The organism is Pseudomonas quasicaspiana, from assembly GCF_021147825.1.
Classification (GTDB): domain Bacteria; phylum Pseudomonadota; class Gammaproteobacteria; order Pseudomonadales; family Pseudomonadaceae; genus Aquipseudomonas; species Aquipseudomonas quasicaspiana.
In genome coordinates this window covers 20575-47368 of the sequence record NZ_JAGTPI010000039.1, presented here as the reverse complement: position 1 = coordinate 47368, position 26794 = coordinate 20575, and the positions used below count along the sequence as shown (strand labels likewise).

Below are 26794 nucleotides of genomic sequence, written 5' to 3'. Positions count from 1 at the left end.
CATGAGTCCTGTTGCGGCGAGTGATGACAGGCCGCTATTGAAGCGCAGAACTGTGTGAATCACCAAGGTCTGTGTTTTTTTACAGCGTCCGCACGCAGAGAGGCTCGTTGCTGGCGGCGCTGACGTTCATTCCCCTAAAGAGCGGCCACAGCTCGTCGGGGGTATCGACTGAAAGCTATCCGGTTGAAGGCGCGTTACCTCGTCGCGAGGTGCGTCAGCCGCGTTTATTGAGCGGGAGCTTGCTAGTCCGGTCTTTAGTGCTGCGCCTCTGAGGAGGGGCCTCTTTTCTCAAGGTCAGTAAACAAAACAGCTTTCACTAGCGACGAAACGATTCCACATTCCGTAGTGGCTAGCGCCCTGTCAATCCGGTCGTCAATTATGACCAATAGATCCTGACCGCCGGAGTATGGGCTGCTGATGACATCGCCGGCTTTGCGCATCACGCCGCCTGTGGCGTTAGCGTTCGGGTTGATGGCATCGACCAGTAAGTTGTCGAGTTGGAAATCAAAGTGATGTTCGCGTTGGGACATGCCTCGAACCTTGGGATTTAGCGTTAGCCTCGCGTTCGGTTTCCATTGGCGTAACAGCATCGCTACTTCGTCAATGAAGGTATTGGTGTCAACCGGTGCGCAGAGCGACTCCCTCTCATAGCTAATGACAGAAAGAATGCCCTCAAGGTAGCGAGCTATAAGCCTGGGTGCATCATCCTTGGGGCCGGACGCCTTGATCTCTCCGTCGTCACTGATACCCATCTCGAAAAGCTCGAGTCGGTTACGAATTGATGCCCAGCGACGCTTGTCGCCGACAGCAAGGCCAACCCCCGTCAGGTGCGCAAGGGTGTCGCCGTTGTCACTAAGTACCAGCGCATTACCGTGCTCAATTACGTAGAAGGCAACCGGCTCACCATCTGAGAATGAGAATGACGTGTCGACCTCGAGCACCGATCCGTGATGCCGTCCCTGAACAGACCTGCATTCAAAACCCAGATTATTCATCAGCCAGTTACATTCCATTATCGTCACCAAATGGGAAGGGCATCGCCGCGTCCAATGCGAGATTCACTCTAGTGCAAAAAAACTCCAGCCATCCGACGTAGTTTGTGCAGTCCATATCGCTTTGTACAGGCAGGATTTTGGATTCTCCAAGGTGCTCGTGCGGGCCAAAGAGCCGTGGCGGCCCATAGTGTGATCGCTTTGCTTTTGGCACGACTTCCAATTGGTAGATGCGCCGCTTTTTCTGCCTGCTCAGCCGGAACAGTGTGAACGTATATTTGCACCGGTCCGCAGTCAGGCCCACTCGCAAGTGGATTTCAACGGTCAGGCCCGGAATGCTCAACCCTTCTTCATCGACCGGGCGGAACGCTATTACCTTGAAGGCAAGGTTGGTCTCCTTCCCCTCAAATGAAAGCTCGCCTGCATAGGATTTGCGCAGCCTGATTAGCTCAATGTCATCCATTTCTTTGATGCTCTGGACCGATATCGATAGTTGGTTGCAGCTTGATCCTCGCTTGGTGAATTGCGCGACGATGAATCTGGCCAGCAGAATACGGAGCACGACCGGATTTTGCTGTCAGTCCATTCCGTTTCTGGCGTGTGGCTTTTCCCGATAGGGAGGAGGGCTTGAGGGGAAGACGCAGGGGGGGGAGCAGGAGTGAGGCTTTACGATTTACAGGCAGCAAACCGCAGCCATAAAAAAACCCGCACTAGGCGGGTTTCTTTATTTTTCAGGTGATGCTTGCACCACCTGAAATCAATTAGTGGTGCCCAGAGACGGAATCGAACAGTTGGCTACAGGTCACGATTTTAAAGGGGATGTCTGTAGTCGACATTTAAATCTACTCTATTTTTAAAATGTGGCCCTATTTTGAACCCACCCACGACGGCTGAAATGGTGTTGATTTTCTCTGCCTGTACCCGACGAGTGGTAAGCCCTTTTGGATCGCCCCATTGCCTGGCTGCTCACTTTTACGGTGGTTGTGATGCTGGCGCCGCGTGGCACTTCCACTACACTGAGGTGTCCTGTTAAACCCTCTCGCGCAAGCACTACCCCAGATCAGGGTGGTGGTCGTGGTCATTGGGGCGGTTTTCACCGCGCGACAATTGATGGATAACCCACCCTATACGGTTTGTTTTGCTTACCGTGATTTTTGGAGGATTGCCCGACGTCCCATTTCGGTATGTCAGTTGCTGGAGGTATCCGACGTCCATGCTGGTCGGGGCGTTGGACAAGAGGAAAAAAACAGCAGGGATAAAAGGAAAACCCCACGCTAGGTGGGGTTCTGATTATTTCTCGCTACGTTTTAAGTAATGGCCAACCACTTCAAAAGTGAATTGAAGCTTGGGCTCATTCTCCACTGGTTCACGCTTCGGGGGCGACGACAAAGACTCCCGGGTACGGTAGTTTTTTTTGTCGTTCCTAATGATGCGCATCACACGCTCCTCAGAAACCTCTTGATGGCTGCCACTGTGATTCTTGGGCTACAGAAGTCCTTAACCATAGTCCATTTTCCTGCAGAGGTCTTCTTCTTCGCGACAGACGAGCCATCTGCTCCGACCTCAAGATAGAATTCATGGGTATCGGTTACCTTGCTCCAGGTGCGAACACCGTTGACTTCGTTATAGACCCAGTCGAGCGTATTGTCATCAATCGATGCCAGGTCGTTAGCCACTTCGAGCGCGGATTGATAGCGCTCTGCAAGGTTTGCCTTCAGGCATTTTTTAATAATATTCCCAAGCTTAGATGGGATGTGCTCCAAGAGAGCCCGAGATGGAAAGGTTTCGGCACAAATCGCATTTCGATAAGCGTCCATATTATTATTGAATGCTTGGATCTGAAGATCAAAGGCCCTCTCTCCATGTGTCATTCTGTATATCGTCAGTCCGAGTTGATAGATGTCATATTGACAATTGAATGACTTGTCTGAAAAGTGTTCTGGGGCAACATGTTTTTTGTATATGAGTTCGGGGGTTGCTCGGAAGTTTGCATCCATACTTTTCGATAGGCCAAAATCGGACACGAGCGCGTCAAATCTATTTGAAAGTAAAATGTTGTCCGGTTTTATGTCGAAATGAATCAAGCCTTTTGAGTGGATGTTATGAAGTCCGGTGCATATTTGAATTGCGAATCTAACAATTTCTCGCACCGAAAGATGCCTTGTTTTCATCAGGTCTTTCAATGAGCCATTTTCATAGTATGGTAGTGCAAGATATATGTTTTGATCGCACTCGCAAGCATATTGGATCTGAACTACGTGAGGATGAGTCGCCTTATACAATACCCTGGATTCATTGAAGAATAGATCTGGATGTGAAAAACGACCCTTTGGAATCTCTTTCACAACTAGCAGGGCATCCAAATATCTATCATGGGCAATGAATGCTCTAGAGTTCGCGCCATCCTGTCCGATTTCTTTGCGATATTCGAAGCTTACTTCAGCCTTACTATACATTCCATACATGATTATGCCCCCATCGCACAAAGAACGGCTTCACGCTCGGCCTTGGAAAGATCACCCCAGCCTTCAAATCCATCGGGTGCGTTTTCGCCTTCCACAAGTGGCTTGAATTCAGTTCTTTTAATCCCGATACGAGAAGAGATGTTTGATATTTGTCCAATGTAGTAGCTTTTAAGCGGGCTGCTAGCAAATGCTTCTTGTATTACACCTTCGATCTGAACGCGCTCTATGGAAATTCGTTGTGCAGTAGGCTCGAGGATTCGGATGCCTGCTTCTAGTATCGAGTATTCTCGCAAGATGTCTATAAGGTTTAGTCGGATATGTTTAAGTGCTTCTGGAGTGTTCATTGATTTCGGTGTTGTTATTTTTCCAATGGTGATAATTTCTCCTTTTTTGTCATCAATTACACAGTAAACTACTTCAGAAGGTGACGCTCTTACGCCTAGTTTCATCCTTGATGCTCCGATAAAAATAAATACGTTATCTCAACCTGCTCGCCCGATGGTGTCATGTTGCTAGCTATGCTGTCAGCAGTCTTTGTTTGCATCACTCTGAGGGAGTCGACTTTAGGGAGTGCCTACTACTCAATTTGACTGATAGCGCGTGCTCTACACGACCTACCCTTTACGTTATTGTTGGGTCTGTCTAAAGCTCTAGACAGGGTCTCTGCTGTTTGGACATGCACTGAGCGCCCGAGCGCCATATCGCATACCTCTTAGGCCGTTTGAGGAGCATAGGTGCTCTAAAAACCGTCAAGGGCCTGTCTAGAATTGTGTGTGGCGCTAAGGACTTGTCTGACGCGGTATTTCACCACCCCATCCCACCAGCGTGAGCCTGGTTATTGATCGGGCGGTTCCCTTGACGGCCACCTCTTGAATTCTTGACGAGGCTGGTGCTGGCCAAGCTGCGCGAATGCCCGCAAAGCGTTGCTCTGTGTGGCTTTCAGCGTTCCAACTGCCGATGGCGTCAGATAAATCCGTCAAGGCCGGTCAAGGATTTTGGCCACGTTTTTTTGGTTCGACCGTGGGCCACTTGTTCCGCAATTGACTGTCCCGGCTCGTCCCCGTTTCTGGGCGAGGTGGCTATCCGGCCGCATGCCCAATCTGCCGCCAGTCTTTGCTGGCTTTGGACTGCGGGCCGGGCCGGAAGAACTGCGTCCCCTTCAGCCGTCCAGAGCCTGTCCAGAATCCTAGCCAGCGTCACGACTGGCCCAGACTGCCGGCGACGGTCAGCTCAGCAATGCCCTGGCGAATGAACACCAGGTTCTCATCGAGCGTTTCGAGAGCGCCGCGCACGTTATTTGCGATGTCTGCCAATCCGCGCTGTTCGACCCAGTTGGAAAGCTCCTCCACTGCGGCGCCCAGTGCGAGCTGGTTTTGATTGAGGCGGTCGAACAGGCTGGTAATCAGTTTGGTATCCGTCATTGTGGCTCTGCGTGTTTTTGAGGGAGCGTATTACCGGCTTCTGGAGAACCGTCTAGGGTATGTCAGGGGTATGACATGGCCAGGCGCCTACTTTGACGCAGCCCGCTCGGAATAAGCCTCAGACACCCAACCGGCATGGTTTTGGTCTGATGCCTGTCTCGCAATCCGTCAAAGTGTGTGGTCAAAGTGCTGATGGGTTTATTAGATCCCAGGCAGGTTTCACCACCCAGCTAAAATCAGGTGTAGCGCCCGACAGCAGCGAATCCAGGAGCGCTTTGAGCGATACGTGCTGAAGGCATGGCCCCCCGTCGTGGCCGTATTTCGCTATCGCCCACACCCCCCTTTGACCCATGTCAAAGACAACGGTGCGCTGGGACATCAGCCATCCCTCGCGAGGATTTCTCCAAGACCATGCATGTTGCCCCCGGTAAGACTCAGCCACGATTCCATCGAACGCTTTGCCGTGGTGCAATTCATACATCGCACCCCGTGACGGGTCTGCTGCAATATCACTCCTACAGAAATAGCCGTAAGCACTGCCGTCGTGACTCGGTTGCCTAAAGTGGCTCGACCATTTCGTGTAGGTAGGCATTCCCAGCTTGAAATCTCGCAGCCGATCGTGATTAGGGTCAGGCAGCGATTCGCCTATCCAGATGTGATCCTTGAACTTTTCTCCGTTCACTATCCAGATCATCCGCTCTCCATAGAACGTCTCGCGGCTTTTCATTTCCTCAATGCCCATTGGCGAGTTCTGCAGTTCAACCACCATCCCGTCTGGCCGCTTCACGTCCGCGATATGCTTCTCGCCAGTATGGTCATAGGCCACAACCTCTTGCCACTCGAACGGAAACAGAGCTTTCCAGGCGCGATGCCAAGGGCCTTCGTTCTCCATCCATGGGTCGCAGTGCCTTTGGCCAGCGTGTGCCCAATGCCAACGAATAATTGCCCCGCATTTCGCCTTAGCGGGTTTTCCGCATAATGGACACTCGCCTTTAAGGCCTGGCGCTGGCGCAGTGCGCTCTCCGCCCACAAGAGCTACTTCCATTGATGGCATAGCCTTATCCCTTACGATGATGAGAAGGAATGTAGCTGAATAGAACGGGCGTGATCATTTACAGTGTGCTTCCCCAATTTGGGGACAATGCTCTTGCCGTATGCGGTTTTCAGATAATGTGCCTATATTTCCCTAGGTTGGCAGTCAGAACGCCTTCTTTTGGTGGAAACAATAGTGGAACCATGCGCTTGGCAACCGCTCGCATAGGTAACCTTCCGTCATAGCCATGGCCGAGTTCGCGCTAGTTCGCGTTGTAAGGTTCAGACCAAAGGTGCGAAGCTCTATTTTTACAAGAAAACGACTAAGGCAGACGAATTGTGAAGTTTGAGCCTACCCAGCCTGGTAACCCTCACCGTCTGACAATAGACCAGCATGTCTTCCCGAAAGCGAGCATCCAGCGCTTCACGAACCCGGGAGGCAGCGTTGAAATCTTCGTCAAAAAGTTGAACCGTGTACTGAAACTGAAACCAAACAATTCGATCTTCTGCGCCAAGCGAGTTTGGGATCAGAAAACCGAGGCCGGGATTGGGAAGCACATTGAGGATCGGTTTCAAGCGTTGGCGTGTGCGATAGAAAAGGGCGCAGTGACCACCATTGGGGTTTTCGAGAAACGCATCGTTGAGGAGTTTTTTTCGCTGTGGCGAACGCGCCAGAAATTTAGGCTTCAAGGTCTGGAGGACGTCCACCTCAACGGCATCAATGGTGACTCTCTTACCAAGGATGAGCAGGAGATCTTGGAACGGAATCACGTGATGTACTCCGTTGATGGGGTCATGAGGGGGAGGCTACTGGCAAGCGTCCACGTGTTTGGATATCAAGATCGATTTATCCACGATAACAAGTCAATGCGATGGGGTATTGCTCGATCCATCGCTGGCGAGTTCATAGTTCCGGATTGCTTCGACGATGTGATGATAGTTCCCATCTCACCCAAGATCGCGATCGTCGCAGATCTTCCCGACTTGATCCTGACCCGGGACCAGGTCGCAGTAATCAACCAAGCGGCCATAGCGCGTGCGAGTGACTACTACTGTGCATGCCGGTTTGCAGCTAGCCCTGTTGTGCGGGAGATCAGTCCACCATTCGCTCGGCGATTGGATGGTCAGCCATAAGTTTTGCGAGTTAGTCGTAAATGGCTGAATGGCTGATCTAGGAGCGCTTCGGTAATCGCAGGCTGTTTCCCGGTTCGCGCGCTATGGCGGTTGCGAGCTAGGTGCGAACCACCGGTGCTAACTTGCTGGCGACTGCTTGGCCTGATCTGTAACGGCGCGTTCTGCTGTTACATCTGCTGTTACAAGTGCGTACCGATCGTGCGTATCACTCTGCGTACCAGCGTTGCGCATCGTGCATCCACATGGATTTCGCGCGCTCTTGGGTGCGTGACGATGGTGCGTGAAGCTGTGCGCGAAGGCTTATTCATGGGGGTTGTTTTCGCGGAACGGCATTGAATGACCCGGTGGCCGTGTGAAGCGGTCACAAATGGCGGTAACCGCGACTGGTCAACGGAGGTGCGAGGGGGCCGATGCCATACTGCGGGCGATGATGCGCACTAACTTTTGCTAACAAATGGTGGATATGGATACCAGAGTGGATACCGTCCGCATTATCCAGCGTCATCGACTTAACAAAGCTTAACCTTTTTTCAGGTCGAGAATCTGTCAAAGCCTGTCATCGAGCGGGGCCAGAACCTGACAAAGCCTGACATTGGATTGAGTGCGGGGCTAGGCTCGATGTTGACAAATGTTTAGGTCAGATCAGCTTGGAGCCATTGGCAACGCTCGCGGCCTGTTAGCAAAAGTTAGTCCTTGGTAAGGTTGGTGAGAGTGGCAACTCGCAAGCGGTTGAAGCGAGATTGCACGTCCTACTTTGCTTGTAGCGCTCCCGGATTTGAAAGACTAGGCCTTAGATTCTCAGCTATCTTTGTTCATGAGAGGTGAGCGTGCATAGAGGTTCAATAACTGCTTTGCAAGCTCCGCTTTGGTCTGGCTTTTCAGCTCAGCACTAGCCTCCGGGATCGTGGCAATGACTTGGACGGCCATTCCTACGGCGTTAATGCGCTCTAGCACGGTGACGTATTCTTTAGACTGGGCCAATATCGACCGATAGATGAGCAGAAATGACCCGCCGATAAAACTGATGAGCACACCTGAAGCTGAGGCAACTATCGAAACTGGAAGTTGAGCTGGATTTTGGGATGCCTGGAAAAGTCCGTAGCTGACAAAGCCGAACCCGCAAAGCATAACCATTAAGGTTAGCCAATATATCGATCTTACTTGGCTGAGGTTGCGATCTAGATAATTCTCAAGCTTCGCTCTGGCGAGATCCCAAGCCAGCTGAGGCTTTTCTGGATGTTCACGTACACGCTGCTCAACCGTCTCTATTTTTTGCTCTCTTGCCTCTTGATCAATAAAACTTTGATAGGCCGCAACACCGCAGCCAACTATCCCTGCAAATGCACCAACGGCTCCTGCCAACGGCTCCGTAAATTTCTTATCGAATAGCCCGGATTGACCGCAAACCAAAATCACAATGGCACTGGCCGTAGCTATGGTCGCGCATACCAGTAATAAGCGGACGTATTTATCGTCACGCTTCCAAGCCTTCACCAGAATTTCAAAAAACCCCATGAGAGGTTCGATAAAAGGAATCATTTGCAAAAAGCCTAGTTAGTGAGTCGGCGATGGGAGTGACGCGAAGCTTTCAGTGGGCGCCGCGACATTAGAGGGGAATGAGCGACGTGTCTGCAACTAACATTACGGAGACACTGATAATCTGTACATGCTCTGTTTTGGCTAATAGGGCTTATCGACCGTTCATCGTTGAACATGAGCACTGCGTTCATGGGTGCCGGTCCTCCAGATCGATTGGCAGCTTCAGTTGCTCCCTCAGATTAGCGACGTGGGCGTATACGCTTGGCTTGTCATACCGCCAATGGGCTAGGCGGCGTCCACTGCTGCTGGCTTCTTTCTTTCGGGCCTCCAGCGTCTGGCAGGCGCGCCCATAACGGGCCTCGCGGAACGCCATGATGAGGCTCGCTTTCAGTTCCACAACGCGGTCGGTATTACGGGACAGCGACAGCAGGAAGAAAGCTTGATCTTCATTCAGTAGTGCGAAGCGCACATCACCACCGCCATGCTGGCCGACTTGCCTTGCCTCCGTTTCAAGCGCCAGCAAGCCGAGCTCTTTGAATTTCTCGGAGTAGCGCTCAATCAGCGCCATGGAGCTTTTGTGCTTATTGCCCAACTGCTTAACCAAGTCGCGGCTTTCAGTGATACGTGCTTCCAACCACGCTAGCACTTCAGATTCGACCCAAGCGACGCACTTAGGGCCTTGCACTACTTGCTTGGGGAAGTTGTCGGCAGCGATCCTGCGGTAAATCTCAGTACATGAAAGGCCGGTGATGCCCTCCACAGCTTGGCGCTTGATGAAGCGAGTTTCTGGTTTAGCGCCGGAAACAGATTTGGCTTGCTTGGCTGATGTGCGGACTGAGTGTGTAGTGGCTGTCATCGTCTAATCGCTCCAGGGCGGCTTGGGTAATCGACGATGGGAATGCTGGCAGGGACTAAGCGCAGTTAAAATTGCTGAGCGGCGTCGGATAATCTGTTATCCGGCCGGGCGTGTGATTTATTTTTTTGATTTTTCCTTTCGCGGGCGGCCTGGCCGCTTCGCAAACGGCGGTGCCGCATCTTCTGATAGCCATCGAGCTAGAACTTCATCCGTCGCTGGCAGCCTTCCCATGGGTTCCGTTTCGGCTAGGCACCTTATCGTGCGAACCATATCCATAGTTTTATGCTTGGAATAGTCCTCGTGACTCCACATTAAACGAGCTCGTTCAGCTATGGCCTTTCTGGTTGCTCTCACTTCTTCGTTGAGAATCTCTACGTTGGTGATTTTGAGCTTTTTTGCTTTCGGCGCAGTTGGTTGGACTGACGCTACTGGATGGGCAGAATTGGCGCGGGATATACGTAATCGGTCATTCTCGATAGTGAGGGTTCTGACCATTTTTGCTAATGCAGTTTTTTCGGCAGTCGCGGCAATTTTCTCAGCGTTAGAAACCTCCAGCAGCTCCAGCAATCGTTCGATTTCGCCGTCTCGCTCGTCGTCTGGGCGTATTACCAAGTTCCGCTCTATGCGGATATTTAGTTTGCGAAGTTCGGCGCGTGCGGCTTTCGGGTCTTGGTCTTCCAGCGGTTGAATGATCGGGGTTACAGTTGCGCCATGTGAGGCGTAGGAGCGTAGCTCTATCTCTCGCATCACCTCAGGCTGGCATGCGGCGTGCTCGCGCTGGTTGAACAGCCATTCGCGATTGACTGCGACGTGCGACGACTCAATAACCCCAACCTTGGTCTCGATAAGGACCGAAACGAGCCTAGTCACAGCTGTATTCAGATATGCGCCAAGCTGCCCATAAGTGATGGCGAAGCCTGGAATGCTGTTCCCGTATCTTGATCCGGCGATGGTTTCCCGGTTGAACTCAGCGTGCGGTTCTACTGAGTTAATGGTCTTCGCGATGGCCTTTAACACCTCGGGGGATTCGCGCCTGAGTGAGGCTATAGCGCTTTCAAGCGGTATGTACTCTCCGGGTGGAAGCATTTAATTGTCCTGTCCGCGCACTTTTGGGGTGAGCCAAGCGATTGGCCGCCTAGATTGGAACAACCGGCTGATACTCATTGCTGTACGAATATCCAGCGATGGCTAGTATCTTATCAGCTGGGCCCGACCACAACCAATCGTACCCGCGTGGATAAGTATTATGCCTAGCGCTTGATGCTCACCACCTTAGCGCCAGCGCTTAGCGCATCAATTGAGTCGGCCCAGGCTTGTATCAATTTCCGGCGCTGCTCGACATAGGCCGTGTGGTTGCCTCGTGGGTGGGGCATGGAGTCGACGGCCTAAGCTCAAGGATGACGTCATATCGCTATACGCCACGCTCCAAACTTACCGAAGTCGGTTGTCTACTTCTCCATCCCGGTCATCGTATGAGCAGTGTGCTTTGGGTTCTGCATCTTCGCCTTCGATCCCTATAAAGAAAGTATTCAGTGATGCGTTCAGCTACTGTACTTGCTAAAAATACACTGACTCACATCTTCAAGGATTGAAATGAAGGCCACATTGCTTGTGTTATCCGCCTTCCTCCTGCTCTACGGCTGCGCCACGCCGTTAACCTCCGACATGTCCAGCCCGTCAATTGCCGAAACCAAAACAGTAGTGTTCGGCGGCAAGACGTTCGTCCTGAAATTCCAGAAACCGGGCTTGTGGGAGTACTTTCCGGCAGAGGAAAGCATGGAGGCCTGGAATGAGATGGTGGACTTTACCGTCGTACCTCGCGAGATGCACCGCTTCAAACCCCTCGACCTCGGCAAGCGCGCCATACAGCTTCATCAGCAGGAAAACCCGAACATGCCGGCAGTCCTGCTGACCGACAATAGAACCGGGATCGATTACGCGATGATGTTTTATCCCAATTCACTGCGTAAAGACGGGCAATTCTCGGAGATCAGCTATTTCAAGTATTACAAGGATGGCACCACTGGCCAGACCATCATCTTTCACTTCGCCAGAAATATTCCAAAACCGAGCAACCCTTCTGACAGCGCAGCAGAGATGGGCCAAGAGATACCGCCGCTGATGGAGGCTTTCCCGCTCTACCGGCCGTAATGCCGCAGAGCGCAGGACGCGAAGCGATTCGAAGGCGGTGATTGCCCGCAAGCGTTTATAAGTTGCTGATGTGATGTGATTAGATTTTAGAGCGCACTGGCTTGCTTCAAGCCGGTAGTGCTTTCAGGTCGTGGCAGCAAACCGCAGCCATAAAAAAACCCGCACTAGGCGGGTTTCTTTATTTTTCAGGTGATGCTGGCACCACCTGAAATCAATTAGTGGTGCCCAGAGACGGAATCGAACCGCCGACACGGGGATTTTCAATCCCCTGCTCTACCGACTGAGCTATCTGGGCAACGGGGCGCATTAGACGTGTTTTTCAGGGGGTCGTCAAGCATGTTTTTAAAAAAATCTGAATTATTACCGTCGCTTACGACCCGCACTGCTTGAAACGCTTTATTTCTCGGGGGGAACGTAGCCTTCGGCTTGCGCGTATTCTTCACCGGACAGGAACTTGTCCATCTGGGTCTGGAGGAATTTGCGATCTTCGGCATTCATCATGTTCAGACGCTTTTCGTTGATCAGCAGGGTCTGGTGTTTCTGCCAGTCGGCCCAGGCTTTCTGTGAGACGTGGTTGAAGATGTCTTCACCTTTGGCGCCAGGGTAAGGGGCGCGTTCCAGGCCTGGCAGTTCTTCTTTGTACTTGCGGCACATTACGGTGCGGGTCATGACGACTCTCCTGCGTTCAATACGTCGGCTGCGCGTTTCAGCAGCTTCTTCACCGGGGCGGCAAGGCCCAGGCGCGGCGGGGTGGCGAGGTTATACCAGAGCCAGTCGGCCTCGGCCACGTGATGAGCTGACTCCTCGACCCTGACAAGCCACGGTTCGATGCTCAACTGAAAGTGGCTGAAAGTATGGACCAGCCCTGGGAGTTCCTGATGTTGGCCCAGTTCCAGCGAGTGTTGCACTGCCAGATGCTCAAGGTCCTCGAAGTCATCCAGCTCCGGCAAGCTCCACAGGCCGCCCCAGAGACCGCTAGAAGGACGGCGATAGAGCAGAATCGCACCGTCGCGGTTGGCAAGCATTGGCATGAGCGTGCGCTTTTGCGGGACTTCCTTGCGCGGCTTGGGGATGGGGTAGCGAGTTTCCAGACCCAGCAAATGCGCTTCGCAACCGGATTCCAGCGGGCATAGCAGGCAGCTCGGTTTACTGCGAGTACACAACGTGGCGCCGAGATCCATCATCGCCTGGGTGTAGTTGTTCACCCTTGAATGTGGCGTGAAGCGCTCTGCGGTGGCCCACAGTTGTTTTGCGACCTTCGGCTCCCCCGGATAACCCTCCTGCGCCGTAAAACGCGCCAGAACGCGTTTGACGTTGCCGTCGAGGATCGGCGCGCGCAGGCCCATGCTCAGGCTGGCAATGGCCCCGGCGGTGGACAAGCCAATGCCGGGCAGCAGGATCAGTTTTTCCACGTCACGCGGGAATTCGCCGTCGTGATCAGCGACCACGATCTTTGCGGTTTTCTGCAGGTTGCGCGCCCGGGTGTAGTAGCCCAGGCCGGTCCACAGATGCAGCACTTCGTCTTCGGGCGCTTCGGCCAATGCCTGCACGGTGGGCAGGGCATCCATGAAGCGGTCGAAGTAATTCAGTACGGTGCTGACCTGGGTTTGCTGCAGCATGATTTCCGACACCCAGACCCGATATGGCGTGATGCCTTGCTGCCAGGGCAGGTTATGTCGCCCATGGCGGTCGTACCAATCAAGCACAGCGCTGGAAAATTGCTCGGGTTGCATTGCTGATCCGGTTTTGATGAGTAATCCAGGTCTTCGCCTGTTCGGGGTAGGAGCGCGCTTGCCCGCGAATGCGTCAGGTCAGGCGACGATATTGTCGCCTGACAGGTTGAATCGCGGGCAAGCGCGCTCCTACAGATGTTGTGTTTAACGTTTGAAAAGTCCGCGCAGGGCGTCTTTCAATTCCGGGCTGACTTTGTCTCCGAGTTTTTCTTCGATCTTCTCGCCGATCTTGTCACCCGCCATTTTCGCGGCGATCTGGCCCAGGCCTTCCTTGTCGAGACGGCAAGCCTTGGCGCCCAGTTCCAGTGGGCCGCGACACTGCACAGGCCACTCGATACCCACGTAGCGAGGGTTCACTTCGCAGGCCGGGTCGGGCATTTCGGTTTTGTCGCCTTCGATGATGATGCCGACGCGGTAGTTCATGCCCAGCACGCGCAGGTCCACATCGCCATTGCCGTTGACGGTCAGGCCCGGAATCTGGACCTTGAGGTCGGGGTTGTTGGCCACGCCGTTGCGGAACACCAGATTGCCGTTGAGCTGCTTGAAAGGGGTGTCCTTGCCGCGTGGCTCACCGCTGAGTGTTTTGCGGTTGAGTATCGAGATGCCCTGGCAAAGCTGTTGCTCAAGGTTGGCGTTAACCAGCACGCCGTTGGTGAGCATGAAACTGGCCGTACCGTTCAGGCTGTCGATCAGTGCTTTTTCGCTGTTGCCTTTGCCAGTCAGATTACTGTTTAGGGTCAGCAAGCCTCTGACGGGCGGATTTTGATCCTGGCTTTGCAGGAAGCGCTCGACCGGAACCTTGTCGACTCGCGTCTGCAGGCTCAGCAGCGGCAGGTCCGGGCGCACATCAAGATTGCCCTTGACCTCGAAGTTGCCGCCGTAGAGATCGCCGCGCAGGCTGTCGACCTTGACCTCGCCATTCAGGGCCTGGGTTTTCAGTACGGCATTCTGGATTTGCAGCTTCTCCACAGTAAGAGCGCCGAAGCTGATGTCGGCGTCTACATCAAGCTTACGCATACGCTCCAGAGGAAGCAGTTTGGCGGTGCTCCAGGCGGCTTTTGTCGGCTGGTCAGGCAGCGGCGTAGTGCCCGCGCCAGCAACGGCAGCAGCTTCGCTGTTCTGTACTTCAGACTTGCGTGCCGCGCTTGCGCCTTTTTTCTCTTCGCTTTCAGCCGGGCGATAGCGATCGGCGTTGAACGTGTCCGCTTTGAGTTGCAGGCGCAGCGCCTGTTTGGCGAAGTCTTCCAAGGCAACGCGACCGGTGAAGGTGCTGTCGTCAACTTTCAGGTTCAGCTCTTCAAGTGCCACGCTGTTCGGCGTGCCGCTGATGCGGGTGATCATGCCCACCTGGCTCAGGCTGCCTTCTGCCATGGCCGGGAGTGGATGGCCAACGCTGTCGAGGAACGTCCGCAGGTCAAACGGTGCAACGGACACTGCGCCGCTGATTTGCGGGGTTTTGTCCAGATCGCGGGCGCGGAACTCGCCCAGAGCGCGTAGCTGGTTGGCGGACAACTTCATGTTGGTCCATTCAGCGACGTTTGCCGCCAGATCAACCAAGAGCTGGCCTTGTGCAGCGAAAGTTACCGTCTTGCCCTGCAATGGCTCGCCCGATGCTTCGCCGGACAAACGCATGTCGCCAAACTGGTAGCGCTTGAGGGCGCGATCCAGACGCAGTTGACCAACCAGTTCGGTCTTGGCGCGCATCACGGGTTGAGTGGTGCCAAGGAATGCGGTCAGTTTGATCGGAATGTCAGCGCCTTCATGCACCGCGCCGGTGCTGAGCTGGATGCTTTCGGCAGTGAACGACTGACCTTTGCTCGCATCGACGTAATCCACCCGGGCGTTGTTCACGGTGAGGCTGTCGATATCAAGTTTGATCGGCTGGGAAGGCTTGTCCGGTTTGACTGCCGGAGCTTGTTCGCCATCGGACGGAGGCGTGCTGGTGGCTACGTCAGGGGTGGCCGGTTTGCCAATGTCTTCCCAGTTGCCATGGCCGTTTTCGTCGCGGCTCAGGCTCAGATTCAAGCCTTCAACGCGGACGTCGCTCATCTGCACCTCGCGACGCAACAGCGGCAGTACACGAACGGACAGGCCCAGCATCTGCAAATCGGCAAAAGGCTTGGTCGGGTTGTTCAAGGTCGCGACGCTGGCTTCGTGCAACTCAAGGCCGAGCCAAGGGAACAGGCTCCAGCCGATATCACCGTTGAGTGTCAGTTCAACGTGCGCCTTGTCACGGGCCAGTTGGCGAATCTCGTCTTTATAGTCGTTGGGATCAAACAGATGGGTCAGGGCAAAGCCGAGAGCCACGATGATCAGCAACAGCCCGAGAACAAAAAGTCCCAGGATTTTGCCGAACGCTTTCATGGGCGAGTCCTTGTATTCGAACGTTTAAAATTTGCCCGCGAGTATAACCTCCTGACGCAGGTGCAGGGCTTTGGATGCCTCAAGCGCTACCCTGTTCAGCTTTTTCGGCTAATAGAGCACGAGCGACATCTGAAGTTTGGCCGCCAGAGCCTGGACTTCGGGAGGTTCGGCGGTTGCCAGCAAGCGTAGCTCGCAGCCGGACTGTTGGGCCGACTTTTGCGCTTCGCTGATCAGTTGTTCGGCAAAACCTCTCCGGCGCGTCGGGCTACGGACGCATAAATGCGACAGCTCCCACGTCGCCTCGTGACGTTTCAGCCGGGCGGCAGCCACCAGCCGGTCATTGAAGCGAGCAACGACGAGCGCATTTTCCTCAAGACAGCTTTCGATCAGTTGCACCGCGTCAGCAAAAGGCGTGAACAACCAGGAGGGTGCGTCCCGGTAAATCTTCTGCAAGTCCGCCTGATCCTGATAGGTGGCCGACTGGAGAAACTCAACGACGATAGGCATTAAATGTCCTCTGGCGACGGGCGGCACCGGCGATTGTGCCCTAAATTCAAAAGGCAGAGCGTTGGCGTCAAAAAAAGTGATGTCAAAACGCCTTTTTTTAATTGACAGGTGATAATCTCGCGCCGTTCGTTAATCCGGTGCGTCTATTTGTCACGTATTCGGGAACTCTGCCGATAAAACGGTCGTTGCCTGCGTGCACGGAGGCTGTGGGTGGAACGTCGACACCTTGTGAGCATCTTTTCTGGGGATATAACAATGAGTACAAGCACTGCGTTGGGCGGTTCACCCGCACAGCCTGCGTTCTTGTCCAAAGAGCGCATCATCGCCAAGCCGGGTTTCAACCGCTGGCTCGTACCACCTGCGGCATTGGCTATCCACCTGTGCATCGGCATGGCGTATGGCTTCTCCGTGTTCTGGCTGCCGTTGTCCAAGGCAGTTGGCATCAAGGCTCCAGTAGCCTGTGCACCTGATATGAGCTTCTTCGCACAGATTTTCTCGTCTGCCTGCGACTGGCCTATCTCCATGCTGGGCTGGATCTACACCCTGTTCTTCATCTTCCTGGGCTGTTCGGCTGCCATCTGGGGTGGCTGGCTGGAACACGCAGGCCCGCGTAAGGCCGGTGTTGTATCGGCATTGTGCTGGTGTGGTGGTCTGCTGATATCTGCGTTAGGGATTTATACCCACCAGATATGGCTGATGTGGGTCGGCTCCGGGGTGATCGGCGGTATCGGTCTCGGGCTGGGCTATATCTCGCCGGTTTCGACCCTGATCAAGTGGTTCCCGGACAAGCGCGGTATGGCTACCGGCATGGCGATCATGGGCTTCGGTGGCGGCGCGATGGTAGGTGCTCCACTGGCCGCAGCGTTGATGAACCATTTCGCTTCGCCTGAAGGCGTGGGCGTTTGGCAGAGCTTCGTGGTGATGGCGGTGATCTACTTCATCTTCATGATCGGTGGCGCATTGTCCTACCGTGTTCCGCCAACCGGCTGGAAACCAGAAGGCTGGACCGCACCGGTCAAGAAAGCCAGCAACGCGATGATCACCAACCGTCATGTACACGTAAGTGTGGCCTGGAAAACGCCGCAATTCCGTCTGGTATGGCTGGTGCTGTGCCTCAACGTTTCGGCAGGTATCGGTATTCTCGGCATGGCTTCGCCGCTGCTGCAGGAAGTGTTCGCCGGTAAACTGCTGGGCCTCGACCTGGCGTTCAACCAGCTTGATGCTGTTCAGTTGGGCCAGATCGCTGCCATCGCTGCGGGCTTCACCGGTCTGTTGAGTCTGTTCAACATCGGTGGTCGCTTCTTCTGGGCTTCGTTCTCGGACTACCTGGGTCGTAAAAACACTTACTTCGTGTTCTTCGCTCTGGGCTTCCTGCTCTACGCGTTGGTACCAAGCCTGAGCCACATGGGCAGCGTCGCGCTGTTCGTAGCGGCCTTCTGCGTGATCCTGTCGATGTACGGCGGTGGTTTCGCGACGGTTCCGGCTTACCTGGCTGACCTGTTCGGTACGCAAATGGTTGGCGCGATCCACGGTCGTCTGCTGACTGCCTGGGCTGCGGCGGGCATCCTCGGTCCGGTTCTGGTCAACTACCTGCGTGAATATCAGCTGAGCCACGGCGTTGCCCGTGCCGATGCTTACGATATGACCTTGTACATTCTGGCTGGCCTGCTGGTGCTGGGCTTCATCTGCAACCTGCTGGTTCGTCCGGTGGCCGACAAGTACTTCATGACTGATGAAGAACTGGCCGTTGAGCAATCCTACGGTATGGATAAAGGCGCGGATCACACCACTGTTCTTGAGTGGAAAGCCGATCCGGGCAGCAAACCACTGGCTATCGCCGCCTGGCTGGCTGTAGGCATCCCGCTGGCGTGGGGCGTCTGGATCACTCTGCAGAAGACTGCGGTGTTGTTCCACTAAGCCGCTGTAGAGGCTAGCAACCCAAGCCTCAAGTTGGAACGCTGTACTGTGGGAGCCGGGCTTGGTCTGGGCGGCATTCCGACGATAAGGTCGACGCGATCAAAAGTGAATCGAGTCCAGACTTATCGTCGGAATGCCGCCCAGACCAAGCCCAGCTCCCACATTCTCCCGATTTATTCGCACCAAAAAGCAGCATCCCTCCGTAATTCGTCGTCTTCTCTCTTTCCCTTCTTCTGTTTGCTTCATGCCAGCCGGTTCTGGGCCTATAATGCTCGCCTTTTTCGCCCAATGATTTTGCGGAGCTGGTGATGGCCGAACGTAAGGCGTACGTCGAGCGTAATACTCTGGAAACCCAGATCAACGCTTCGATCAACCTGGATGGCACCGGAAAGGCCCGATTCGATATCGGCGTGCCTTTTCTTGAGCACATGCTCGACCAGATCGCCCGTCACGGGCTGATCGATCTGGATATCAACTGCAAAGGCGACCTTGAGATCGACGATCACCATACGGTGGAAGATGTCGGTATCACTCTGGGTCAGGCCTTCAGCAAAGCTATCGGCGACAAGAAAGGCATCCGTCGTTATGGCCATGCCTACGTGCCGCTGGATGAAGCGTTGTCGCGTGTAGTGATCGACTTCTCGGGTCGTCCGGGCCTGCAAATGCATGTGCCGTATACCCGCGCTGTTGTGGGCGGATTTGATGTGGACCTGTTTCAGGAGTTTTTCCAGGGCTTCGTCAACCACGCCAATGTGACGCTGCACATCGACAACCTGCGTGGCACCAACACTCACCACCAGATTGAAACCGTCTTCAAGGCCTTCGGTCGTGCACTGCGCATGGCGGTTGAGCTGGATGATCGTATGGCCGGGCAAATGCCTTCGACCAAGGGTGTGCTCTGATGCAGACAGTTGCAGTCATCGATTACGGCATGGGCAACCTGCACTCGGTCGCCAAGGCGCTTGAACATGTTGGCGCTGGCCGGGTGCACATCACCAGCGACGCCAATGTGATTCGTGAAGCCGACCGCGTGGTGTTTCCTGGTGTCGGCGCGATTCGTGACTGCATGGCTGAGATCCGCCGTCTGGAGTTCGACTCACTGGTCCGTGAGGTCAGCCAGGATCGTCCTTTTCTCGGTATCTGCGTCGGCATGCAGGCTTTGCTCGACAGCAGTGAAGAGAATGGCGGCGTGGATTGCATCGGCATGTTCCCCGGCCAGGTGAAGTTCTTCGGCAAGGATCTGCATGAAGACGGCGCGCACCTAAAAGTGCCGCACATGGGCTGGAACGAAGTTGCGCAGGCAGTGGATCACCCGCTGTGGCACAGCATTCCGGACATGGCGCGTTTCTACTTCGTGCACAGCTTCTACATCGATGCGGCCAATCAGCGTCAGGTTGTCGGTCGCGGCCACTATGGCGTCGACTTTGCCGCCGCGCTGGCTGACGGTTCGCGCTTTGCTGTGCAGTTTCACCCGGAGAAGAGCCATACCCATGGCCTGCAGTTGCTGCAGAACTTCGCTGCGTGGGACGGTCGCTGGTAATCGTTATGGCCAAGGGTAAAAGCAAGCCGCCGATCCTGACGCTCAGCCCCGAGCACGAGCAGCAGGCCATCGACAAGCTCAAGCGGCTGTTCTCTCAGCGTTTCGAACTGGACCTTGGTTCATTCGAAGTCGCCGAGGTGCTTGAGTTCTTTACCAGCGAGATTGCCCCGCATTATTACAATCGAGCGATTTTCGATGTTCAGCAGCACCTCAAAGAGAGGTTCGAGAGCATCGAAAGCGATTTGTGGGCGCTCGAGAAAAACTGAATAGAAGCAGCTGCAAGCGACGAGCTTCAACCTGCAAGTCGTCGGGCGCGGAAACTTACCGCTAGAAGCTTGCGGCTTGTAGCTGCTCTTGAGCTCTTTTGACGAAGGAAAAAGCATGCTGATCATCCCCGCTATCGATCTCAAAGACGGTGCCTGTGTGCGTCTGCGCCAGGGCCGGATGGAAGATTCCACCGTATTTTCCGATGACCCGGTTGCCATGGCTGCCAAATGGGTCGAGGGCGGTTGCCGTCGTCTGCATCTGGTTGACCTGAACGGCGCGTTCGAAGGTCAGCCGGTCAACGGCGATGTGGTTACTGCCATTGCCAAGCGTTATCCGACCCTGCCGATTCAGATCGGTGGCGGTATTCGCTCGCTGGAGACCATCGAGCACTATGTGAAAGCGGGCGTTAGCTACGTGATCATCGGTACCAAGGCCGTCAAAGAACCCGAGTTTGTCGCTGAAGCCTGTCGCGCATTCCCTGGCAAAGTGATTGTCGGTCTTGATGCCAAAGACGGCTTTGTGGCGACTGATGGCTGGGCTGAAGTCAGCACTGTGCAGGTCATTGATCTGGCCAAGCGTTTCGAAGCTGACGGTGTCTCTGCCATCGTTTACACCGACATCGCCAAAGACGGCATGATGCAGGGCTGCAATATCCCCTTCACGGCTGCGCTGGCTGCTGCGACGCGGATACCGGTCATTGCTTCCGGTGGTATCCATAACCTGGGCGACATCCGCGCATTGCTGGATGCCAAGGCTCCGGGAATCATCGGCGCAATCACAGGCCGTGCGATTTACGAAGGTACGCTGGATGTGGCTGAAGCTCAGGCGTTGTGCGATAGCTACCAGCGCTAAACCGCTTCTGACTTCCTGATACCTCGCTGTATGGCATTGACGCAGAACCTGTGGGAGCGAATTTATTCGCGAAAGCGGTGTGTCAGCCCCTGATTTATTTTCAGGCCTGCCCACTTCGCGAATAAATTCGCTCCCACGGAGATACACGTCCGGTTCGAGCAGTTGTGTGTTGTTCGATGGTTATCTGTTTCGGAGATTAAGCCCATGGCCCTGGCCAAACGCATCATCCCTTGCCTGGACGTCGACAACGGTCGTGTGGTCAAGGGCGTCAAGTTCGAAAACATCCGTGACGCTGGCGATCCGGTTGAAATTGCGCGTCTGTACGATGAGCAGGGCGCCGACGAAATCACCTTTCTGGACATCACCGCCAGTGTCGATGGCCGCGATACCACGCTGCATACCGTCGAGCGCATGGCCAGCCAGGTGTTTATCCCGCTGACTGTAGGCGGTGGCGTGCGCACCGTGCAGGACATCCGCAACCTGCTTAATGCCGGTGCCGACAAGGTGTCGATCAACACTGCTGCCGTGTTCAACCCGGAGTTCGTTGCCGAAGCTGCTCAGCATTTCGGAGCGCAATGCATCGTTGTCGCCATCGACGCCAAGAAGGTCTCGCTGCCGGGTGAAACTCCGCGCTGGGAAATCTTCACCCACGGCGGTCGCAAGCCGACAGGTCTGGACGCTGTGCTGTGGGCCAAGAAGATGGAGGATCTCGGTGCCGGTGAGATTCTGCTGACCAGCATGGACCAGGACGGCATGAAGAACGGCTTCGATCTGGGCGTAACCCGCGCAATCAGTGACGCGCTGGGGATTCCGGTCATTGCCTCGGGCGGCGTTGGCAACCTTCAGCATCTGGCTGACGGTGTGATTGAAGGCCACGCCAGCGCGGTATTGGCGGCGAGTATCTTCCACTTCGGTGAATACACCGTACCGGAAGCCAAGGCCTATATGGCCGCGCGCGGGATTGTGGTTCGCTGAGGTCGCGCTGTTTCTGAGGGAGTTGCCCGGTCGCCCATGCGTCGCGCTGCAAACACGATCCCAGTAGGAGCGCACGAGCACCGCGAGGTTTGAGCCTGTGGGACCGACCGGGGTGGCGCTTCACTTCATTCGGGAAGGCGGCATTTCGAGCGATACATCAACTGCGGATGTACCGGCCCTTCGCGAATGAATTCGCTCCCACGGATTTGTGTTTACAGGCCAATATAGAATCTTCCGCAAGTTCTCCGTTTGCAGTGTGATAGTGCAGTGTCAGGGCAGCAAATCCATCCTTGGCGCTGAGCGTTGCCCCGACATATCAAATGCCTTGGTGCACAGCTTCACTGGCTGTCCACTTGCGGCAATCAGCGCGTCATCGAAGGTGATCGCGTAACCCTCCGGTTCATCACAGTTTGTCTCTGATTCAGCTCCGGCCTTGTATTCATAAGCGCTCAAGGTCGGGTTAGAAAAGTGCCACTGAATGCTGTGATCTCCGTTGTTCTGCCTTGTGATATCGAATTGCGGCGCTCTTGTCGGGCCGGGCTCAGCAATTTCCGTCGCGATTACCAGCGGGCTTTTCATCATGGCTACTGTGGGCGACTGTTCGGCTGAGTCGACGCCGACGATACACAGCAGATAGATACCCGGCTCTGCGCCTACAGGGTCGTTGATCTGTGCGTCTTCTGCGCTCATTACGTCGCTGTAATGGTTCGGGCTTTCACAGAGCTGTGGGTCCCGCACGGATTTGTAGCGGTAGAGCGGTTGGTCGAGGCTGAATGCGAATTGCCAGGTGGGCAGTGTCGCGCTGCCGTCTGCATCGTATTTCACCCGCTGGTAATAATTCACCATTGGCCGTTTCTGGCTAAAGGTGACGCTTGGCATCAAATCACATCCAGCGGTGCTGGCCCTGAATAGACCTTTAGCGAAGCAGTGCTGCAGGTGAGCCGTCGGGCTGGCGTAATTAGTGCCTGCGGACCAATGCGGCCAACCATTTTTAAGCTCGCAGGGCGCGTCTTCCATGCAGCGGTTTTCAGGCAAAGAGGTCGCCGTACTGGTAGAGACAACTCCCAATACTTCATTCGAATAGCGGTCGAGCAATGGGCTGCCTGAACTTCCAGGTCTCAGCCCTTGGCAGTTATCTTTATAAAAGCCTCGATGGATAGCCGGTTGTTCGATCAGCGTTTCGATGGACACGTGGCGGCAGGTTGATAGCCGCAAGCCTCTCTCCGGGTATTGAGTCGGTGCGCCAACGATCAATAATTCTGCGGCTATTGCAGGTGTCGAGGTCTTCAACTGCAATGGCTGGATACCGTTGTCCATCAAGGTCTGCAGGCTGGCATCAAGTTCGACGATCGCCATGTCCAGGCCGCGCAGGCGGCTCCAGGCGACACGCTTTAGCGCGTAACGCCGGTGATCGTTGGCGGTGTCGTGAAAGTAGTTGAAGTCGATGTGACCGTCGCTGGCTTGATGAGCCACCACGTTCAGACTGTCAAACGAGACACAGTGGGCGCTGGTTAAAACATAAGCGGGGCCTGACGTGCCGGTGTCGTGATCCCTAGTATCGATCAAGGTCGCCGTGCAGTGCGAGTCTGGATGGCTAGCGTTAATGATCAGGCGACCTATGCCTTTCCAGTGATCGTTCTGGCCGTTGCTGTTTTCCAGCAGCAGTGAAGGCGCGAGGTTTTCGCGTCCGTTGCCATAATCTTTCGAATGCACGACAGGTGCCAGGGCGAAAGCGAGCAGGGCGGCGATTGTGATGCCGGTTATCTGGATATTCATGACAGACCTTTGCGGTTGTTCACGGCGATTCATTTCGCGGTGAAGTTCTGTCCGGCAGGTAGTCAGAAGCCTCCCCCCTCGCGGGAGTAAATAATTATCGAAAATCTTTTTTATCTGTTTGCGCCACTCTGTTGGCAATACGCCATGTGTGCTGGACAAGCGCTTTTGAGCGCTGCACTCTGTCTGCCGTCAGCGTATGGAGAGCGCCAATGTTCAAATCTCGTTTTATTGCCCTAACGGCCTTCAGCGCTCTGGTTTTTAGCGCCACTGAGGCTGCACTGGCCGATGACGCCATTGAGGCACCGGGACGCGACTCCATTGTGCTGATGACCGAAAATCTGCCGCCTTACAACATGGCAATCGACGGCAAAAACTTCGCTCAGGAAAGCAACATTGAAGGCATCGCTGCGCAAGTGGTGCGCGAGACGTTCAAGCGTGCAGGGATCAGCTACAGCATGACGTTACGGTTCCCCTGGGAGCGTATCTACAAGCTGGCCCTGGAAAAGCCAGGCTACGCGGTGTTTTCTACAGCGCGTTTGCCTGAGCGGGAAAAGCTGTTCAAGTGGGTCGGACCAGTGGGTTCCTACGACTGGATCCTGCTCGCCCGTGCCGATAGCCCTATCAAACTGACCAGCCTGGAGCAGGCCAAGGGTTACCGGATTGGTGCTTATAAAGGTGACGCCATTGGTGAGCGACTGCTGGCCCAAGGGCTGAACCCGATCCTGTTGCTGCGCGATCAGGACAATGCCAAAAAACTGGTCAACGGGCAGATAGACCTGTGGGCAGCGGGCGATCCAACAGGGCCTTATCTGGCCAGAATAGAAGGCGTCACCGGCCTCAAGACCGTACTGCGGTTCAATCACGCTGATCTGTATCTGGCGCTCAACAAGGCGACGCCCGACGAAGTGGTGAACAAGTTGCAGGCGTCGCTGGACCAGCTACGAGCGGAAGGGGTTGTGGACAAGATCCTGTCCCAGTACCGGTAACACCGCATTTTTAATGTTGGAGCGCGGTCAATGGTAGGAGCCGAGCTTGCTCGCGAAGAACGATGGCACGGTTTTAAGCCCCGCCGCCGCCAAGTCGCAATAAGGGGCTGCCTGACATATCGCTTCGCGAACAAGTTCGCTCCTACCGTTTTAACGATTCCGGTTTTTACCGGTAAATCCCGTTTTTGCCATGCGCAGCCGTCGCCTGATTACCCCGCACGCTGATCATCTGGCGCAAGTCGATCCACTCGATGCCCTGCGCTTTGAGGCGCGGCAGTTCGCGCTCCAGCACGTCGAGCGTCACCGGGTAAGGATGACCGATCATCACCGCCGAGCCCTGTTTGCGGGCCAGCTCAATGGCTATTTTCAGTTGCCGGGTAATGGCCTCAGGCGTGCGCTCATCATCGAGAAAGACATCCCGGGACACGCTGGCCAATCCTATTTTTTGCGCCTCGGCCGCCGCCACGGTTTTCGCGCTGGTGCGGCTGTCGACGAATAACAGGTGACGGCGCTGCAGCTCGGCCATCAACCATCCCATGGCGACCGGTTCGGCGGTCATGCGGCTGCCCATGTGGTTATTGATCCCGGCGGCATAGGGGACTTTGAGCAGCGCAGCGTTCAGCCTGCTTTCCAGTTCGGCAAGGGGAAGTTCGGGATGCCACGCATAGGGACCGGTTGCCGGGTCCATGGGCATGTGCAGAATGACGATCTTGCCAGCACGATGCCCCTGACGAGCAAACTCGGTGGCATGAGGGGTATCCGGCATGATCGCCAAGGTGACGGGGCCGGGGAGGGCAAGCACGCGTTGATCCCGGGCCGGATTCTGGCCCAGGTCATCAATGATCAGTGTCAGGAAAGCAGGCTGAGGTTTGCTGGCCTGCGTCGCTGGCGCTGCGTGAGCAACGCCAGTGAGTACGCAAAATGCGGCCAGCAGCCAACGAGACAGGAGCACACGCATCGTTTAGTTGCCGCGCGTGATACTCAGGCCCTTGAGCAGGCTCAGCGCCTGGCTGAGCTGGAAGTCATCGTCCTGCGGGCGAGCCTTGGCGGCAGCACCTTTGACTGTTGGTTTGTCAGCGCCGCCATTACCGTTGCCCAAGTGACCGAACAGATCGGCTTCCTTGTACGCTTCACCGTCAGCTTCGTTGGTGACCTTGGCGCGACGCACCACGATATCCGGATTGATGCCCTGCGCCTGAATCGAGCGACCGTTAGGCGTGTAATACAGCGCCGTAGTGATCTTCAAGGCGCGGTCATTATTCAGTGGCAGCACGGTTTGCACCGAACCTTTACCGAAGCTGTCAGTGCCCATCAGGATGCCGCGTTTCTGGTCCTGCAAGGCACCGGCGACGATTTCCGAAGCAGAAGCACTGCCGCCGTTGATCAGCACCACCAACGGTACGCCTTCGCTGGCATCGGCCGGATCAGCCGAGAAGCGCAGTTCGGAATTGGCAATACGGCCCTTGGTGTAAACGATCAGGCCCTTGGTCAGGAAGTGGTCAGCCACTTCAACGGCCGACTGCAGCACGCCGCCAGGGTTGTTACGCAGGTCAAGAATCAACCCGCTCATTTTCTTGCCATTGTCTTTGCGGAACTTGGCCAGCGCTTTGCCGACTTCGTCACCGGTCTTGACCTGGAACTGGGTTATGCGGATGTAGCCGTAACCGTTCTCCAGCATCTGTGCCTTGACGCTCTTGACCTGAATCGTCGCACGGGCAAGCGTCACGTCGAACGGGTTACCGCCGTCGCGAACCAGCGTGAGAGTGATCTTCTCGCCAATCTTGCCGCGCATTTTGTCGACCGCTTCCTGCATGGTCTGACCTTGCGTCGGTGCACCGTTGATCTTGACGATCAGGTCACCGGCCTCGATGCCCGCCTTGGACGCCGGGGTATCGTCGATAGGGGAGACGACTTTCACGAAGCCATCTTCGACGCCGACCTCGATGCCCAGTCCGCCGAACTCGCCGCTGGTGCTTTCCTGCAGTTCCTGGAAGTCTTCCGGACCGAGGTAGGCTGAATGCGGGTCGAGATTGCTGAGCATGCCCTTGATGGCATTCTCCAGCAGCGTCTTGTCGTCCACCGGTTCGACATAAGCGGCTTTGACCCGGTCCATGACCTCGGCAAAGGTGCGCAGCTCATCGAGCGGCAAAGGCGCTTTGGCGGTGTTCGCAGCAGCCGGTGCAGTGGCTGGCGCAGCTTTGACTTCTGCAGCCTGAGCCAGTGGAGCGCCGATAACGACGGCAATAGCCAGGGCCAGCGAGGTGAGGCGGGACAGATACGGCATGTC

At 55.2% G+C, this 26794-nt stretch carries 25 protein-coding genes and 1 tRNA gene; 8 read left to right on the top strand and 18 right to left on the bottom strand.

The features are described 5' to 3' along the window. Positions 1-254: 254 nt before the first annotated feature. From KDX30_RS20255 to KDX30_RS20205, 10 genes are all read right to left on the bottom strand, one after another. The gene (locus tag KDX30_RS20255) at positions 255-1013 is read right to left on the bottom strand and encodes a DUF1828 domain-containing protein (RefSeq protein WP_231677333.1); all 759 of its coding nucleotides are present in this window, start codon (positions 1011-1013) and stop codon (positions 255-257) included. Next, positions 1003-1554, bottom strand: a complete 552-nt coding sequence (locus KDX30_RS20250; protein WP_231677332.1) for a hypothetical protein — start codon at positions 1552-1554, stop codon at positions 1003-1005. Before KDX30_RS20250 ends, KDX30_RS20255 begins: the two co-directional genes overlap by 11 nt. Positions 1555-2428: 874 nt before the next feature. After that, on the bottom strand, positions 2429-3457 hold the full coding sequence (locus KDX30_RS20245) for a serine/threonine-protein kinase (protein WP_231677331.1): 1029 nt from the start codon (positions 3455-3457) through the stop codon (positions 2429-2431). Positions 3458-3459: 2 nt separating this feature from the next. Further along, complete coding sequence (locus KDX30_RS20240) at positions 3460-3906, bottom strand: RuvC family protein (protein ID WP_231677330.1); 447 nt, start codon at positions 3904-3906, stop codon at positions 3460-3462. Between the two features lie 747 nt (positions 3907-4653). Beyond that, a complete protein-coding gene (locus KDX30_RS20235) occupies positions 4654-4878 on the bottom strand; it encodes a hypothetical protein (RefSeq protein ID WP_231677329.1) in 225 nt (74 codons plus the stop codon). A 181-nt stretch (positions 4879-5059) separates the two neighbouring features. Further along, positions 5060-5770, bottom strand: a complete 711-nt coding sequence (locus KDX30_RS20230) for a hypothetical protein (RefSeq protein ID WP_231677328.1) — start codon at positions 5768-5770, stop codon at positions 5060-5062. Between the two features lie 449 nt (positions 5771-6219). After that, complete coding sequence (locus KDX30_RS20225) at positions 6220-6681, bottom strand: hypothetical protein (RefSeq protein ID WP_231677327.1); 462 nt, start codon at positions 6679-6681, stop codon at positions 6220-6222. Positions 6682-7842: 1161 nt separating this feature from the next. Next, the gene (locus KDX30_RS20220) at positions 7843-8583 is read right to left on the bottom strand and encodes a TRADD-N-associated membrane domain-containing protein (RefSeq protein ID WP_231677326.1); all 741 of its coding nucleotides are present in this window, start codon (positions 8581-8583) and stop codon (positions 7843-7845) included. 187 nt (positions 8584-8770) lie between these two features. Further along, on the bottom strand, positions 8771-9439 hold the full coding sequence (locus KDX30_RS29530; RefSeq protein ID WP_406643958.1) for an AlpA family phage regulatory protein: 669 nt from the start codon (positions 9437-9439) through the stop codon (positions 8771-8773). Positions 9440-9556: 117 nt separating this feature from the next. Beyond that, positions 9557-10525, bottom strand: a complete 969-nt coding sequence (locus KDX30_RS20205) for a hypothetical protein (protein ID WP_231677325.1) — start codon at positions 10523-10525, stop codon at positions 9557-9559. Positions 10526-11032: 507 nt separating this feature from the next. Between KDX30_RS20205 and KDX30_RS20200 the strand changes: the two genes are divergently transcribed. Next, the gene (locus KDX30_RS20200; RefSeq protein ID WP_231677324.1) at positions 11033-11590 is read left to right on the top strand and encodes a hypothetical protein; all 558 of its coding nucleotides are present in this window, start codon (positions 11033-11035) and stop codon (positions 11588-11590) included. Between the two features lie 219 nt (positions 11591-11809). Here the strand turns inward: KDX30_RS20200 and KDX30_RS20195 are convergent. The 5 genes from KDX30_RS20195 to KDX30_RS20175 all read right to left on the bottom strand — a co-directional run bounded on the left by KDX30_RS20195 (position 11810) and on the right by KDX30_RS20175 (position 16194). Further along, a tRNA-Phe gene (locus KDX30_RS20195) sits at positions 11810-11885 on the bottom strand. A 101-nt stretch (positions 11886-11986) separates the two neighbouring features. Then, complete coding sequence (locus tag KDX30_RS20190; RefSeq protein WP_027901312.1) at positions 11987-12259, bottom strand: oxidative damage protection protein; 273 nt, start codon at positions 12257-12259, stop codon at positions 11987-11989. Next, entirely contained in the window at positions 12256-13323 is a 1068-nt protein-coding gene (mutY, locus tag KDX30_RS20185) for an A/G-specific adenine glycosylase (RefSeq protein ID WP_231677323.1), read from the bottom strand. The genes KDX30_RS20190 and mutY overlap by 4 nt, the downstream gene beginning before the upstream one ends. Before the next feature lie 144 nt (positions 13324-13467). Continuing rightward, positions 13468-15687 carry an AsmA family protein gene (locus KDX30_RS20180; protein WP_122807184.1) on the bottom strand — a complete coding sequence of 740 codons (2220 nt, stop codon included), beginning with the start codon at positions 15685-15687 and terminating at the stop codon, positions 13468-13470. 108 nt (positions 15688-15795) lie between these two features. Next, positions 15796-16194, bottom strand: coding sequence for an acetyl-CoA sensor PanZ family protein (locus tag KDX30_RS20175; RefSeq protein WP_122807183.1), 399 nt, complete (start codon positions 16192-16194; stop codon positions 15796-15798). A 255-nt stretch (positions 16195-16449) separates the two neighbouring features. On the opposite strand from KDX30_RS20175, the gene KDX30_RS20170 reads away from it, so the two are divergent. The 6 genes from KDX30_RS20170 (at position 16450) to hisF (ending at position 21745) form a co-directional block, all read left to right on the top strand. Next, positions 16450-18111, top strand: a complete 1662-nt coding sequence (locus KDX30_RS20170) for an OFA family MFS transporter (RefSeq protein ID WP_027901316.1) — start codon at positions 16450-16452, stop codon at positions 18109-18111. A 308-nt stretch (positions 18112-18419) separates the two neighbouring features. Continuing rightward, a complete protein-coding gene (gene hisB / locus KDX30_RS20165; protein WP_027898918.1) occupies positions 18420-19013 on the top strand; it encodes an imidazoleglycerol-phosphate dehydratase HisB in 594 nt (197 codons plus the stop codon). After that, on the top strand, positions 19013-19651 hold the full coding sequence (gene hisH, locus KDX30_RS20160) for an imidazole glycerol phosphate synthase subunit HisH (protein ID WP_122397909.1): 639 nt from the start codon (positions 19013-19015) through the stop codon (positions 19649-19651). Before hisB ends, hisH begins: the two co-directional genes overlap by 1 nt. A gap of 5 nt (positions 19652-19656) precedes the next feature. Next, positions 19657-19917, top strand: coding sequence for a DUF2164 domain-containing protein (locus KDX30_RS20155; RefSeq protein WP_027898920.1), 261 nt, complete (start codon positions 19657-19659; stop codon positions 19915-19917). A 115-nt stretch (positions 19918-20032) separates the two neighbouring features. Further along, positions 20033-20770 carry a 1-(5-phosphoribosyl)-5-[(5-phosphoribosylamino)methylideneamino]imidazole-4-carboxamide isomerase gene (gene hisA / locus KDX30_RS20150; RefSeq protein ID WP_027898921.1) on the top strand — a complete coding sequence of 246 codons (738 nt, stop codon included), beginning with the start codon at positions 20033-20035 and terminating at the stop codon, positions 20768-20770. Positions 20771-20974: 204 nt separating this feature from the next. Further along, positions 20975-21745 carry an imidazole glycerol phosphate synthase subunit HisF gene (gene hisF, locus KDX30_RS20145; RefSeq protein ID WP_231677322.1) on the top strand — a complete coding sequence of 257 codons (771 nt, stop codon included), beginning with the start codon at positions 20975-20977 and terminating at the stop codon, positions 21743-21745. 270 nt (positions 21746-22015) lie between these two features. Here the strand turns inward: hisF and KDX30_RS20140 are convergent, their stop codons facing one another. Beyond that, positions 22016-23521, bottom strand: coding sequence for a trypsin-like serine peptidase (locus KDX30_RS20140; RefSeq protein ID WP_231677321.1), 1506 nt, complete (start codon positions 23519-23521; stop codon positions 22016-22018). Positions 23522-23730: 209 nt separating this feature from the next. On the opposite strand from KDX30_RS20140, the gene KDX30_RS20135 reads away from it, so the two are divergent. After that, complete coding sequence (locus KDX30_RS20135) at positions 23731-24507, top strand: substrate-binding periplasmic protein (RefSeq protein ID WP_099267900.1); 777 nt, start codon at positions 23731-23733, stop codon at positions 24505-24507. A 166-nt stretch (positions 24508-24673) separates the two neighbouring features. On the opposite strand, the gene KDX30_RS20130 is transcribed toward KDX30_RS20135, so the two are convergent. Then, complete coding sequence (locus KDX30_RS20130; protein ID WP_231677320.1) at positions 24674-25465, bottom strand: divergent polysaccharide deacetylase family protein; 792 nt, start codon at positions 25463-25465, stop codon at positions 24674-24676. Positions 25466-25468: 3 nt separating this feature from the next. After that, positions 25469-26791, bottom strand: a complete 1323-nt coding sequence (locus KDX30_RS20125) for a S41 family peptidase (protein ID WP_099267902.1) — start codon at positions 26789-26791, stop codon at positions 25469-25471. Positions 26792-26794: the final 3 nt, after the last annotated feature.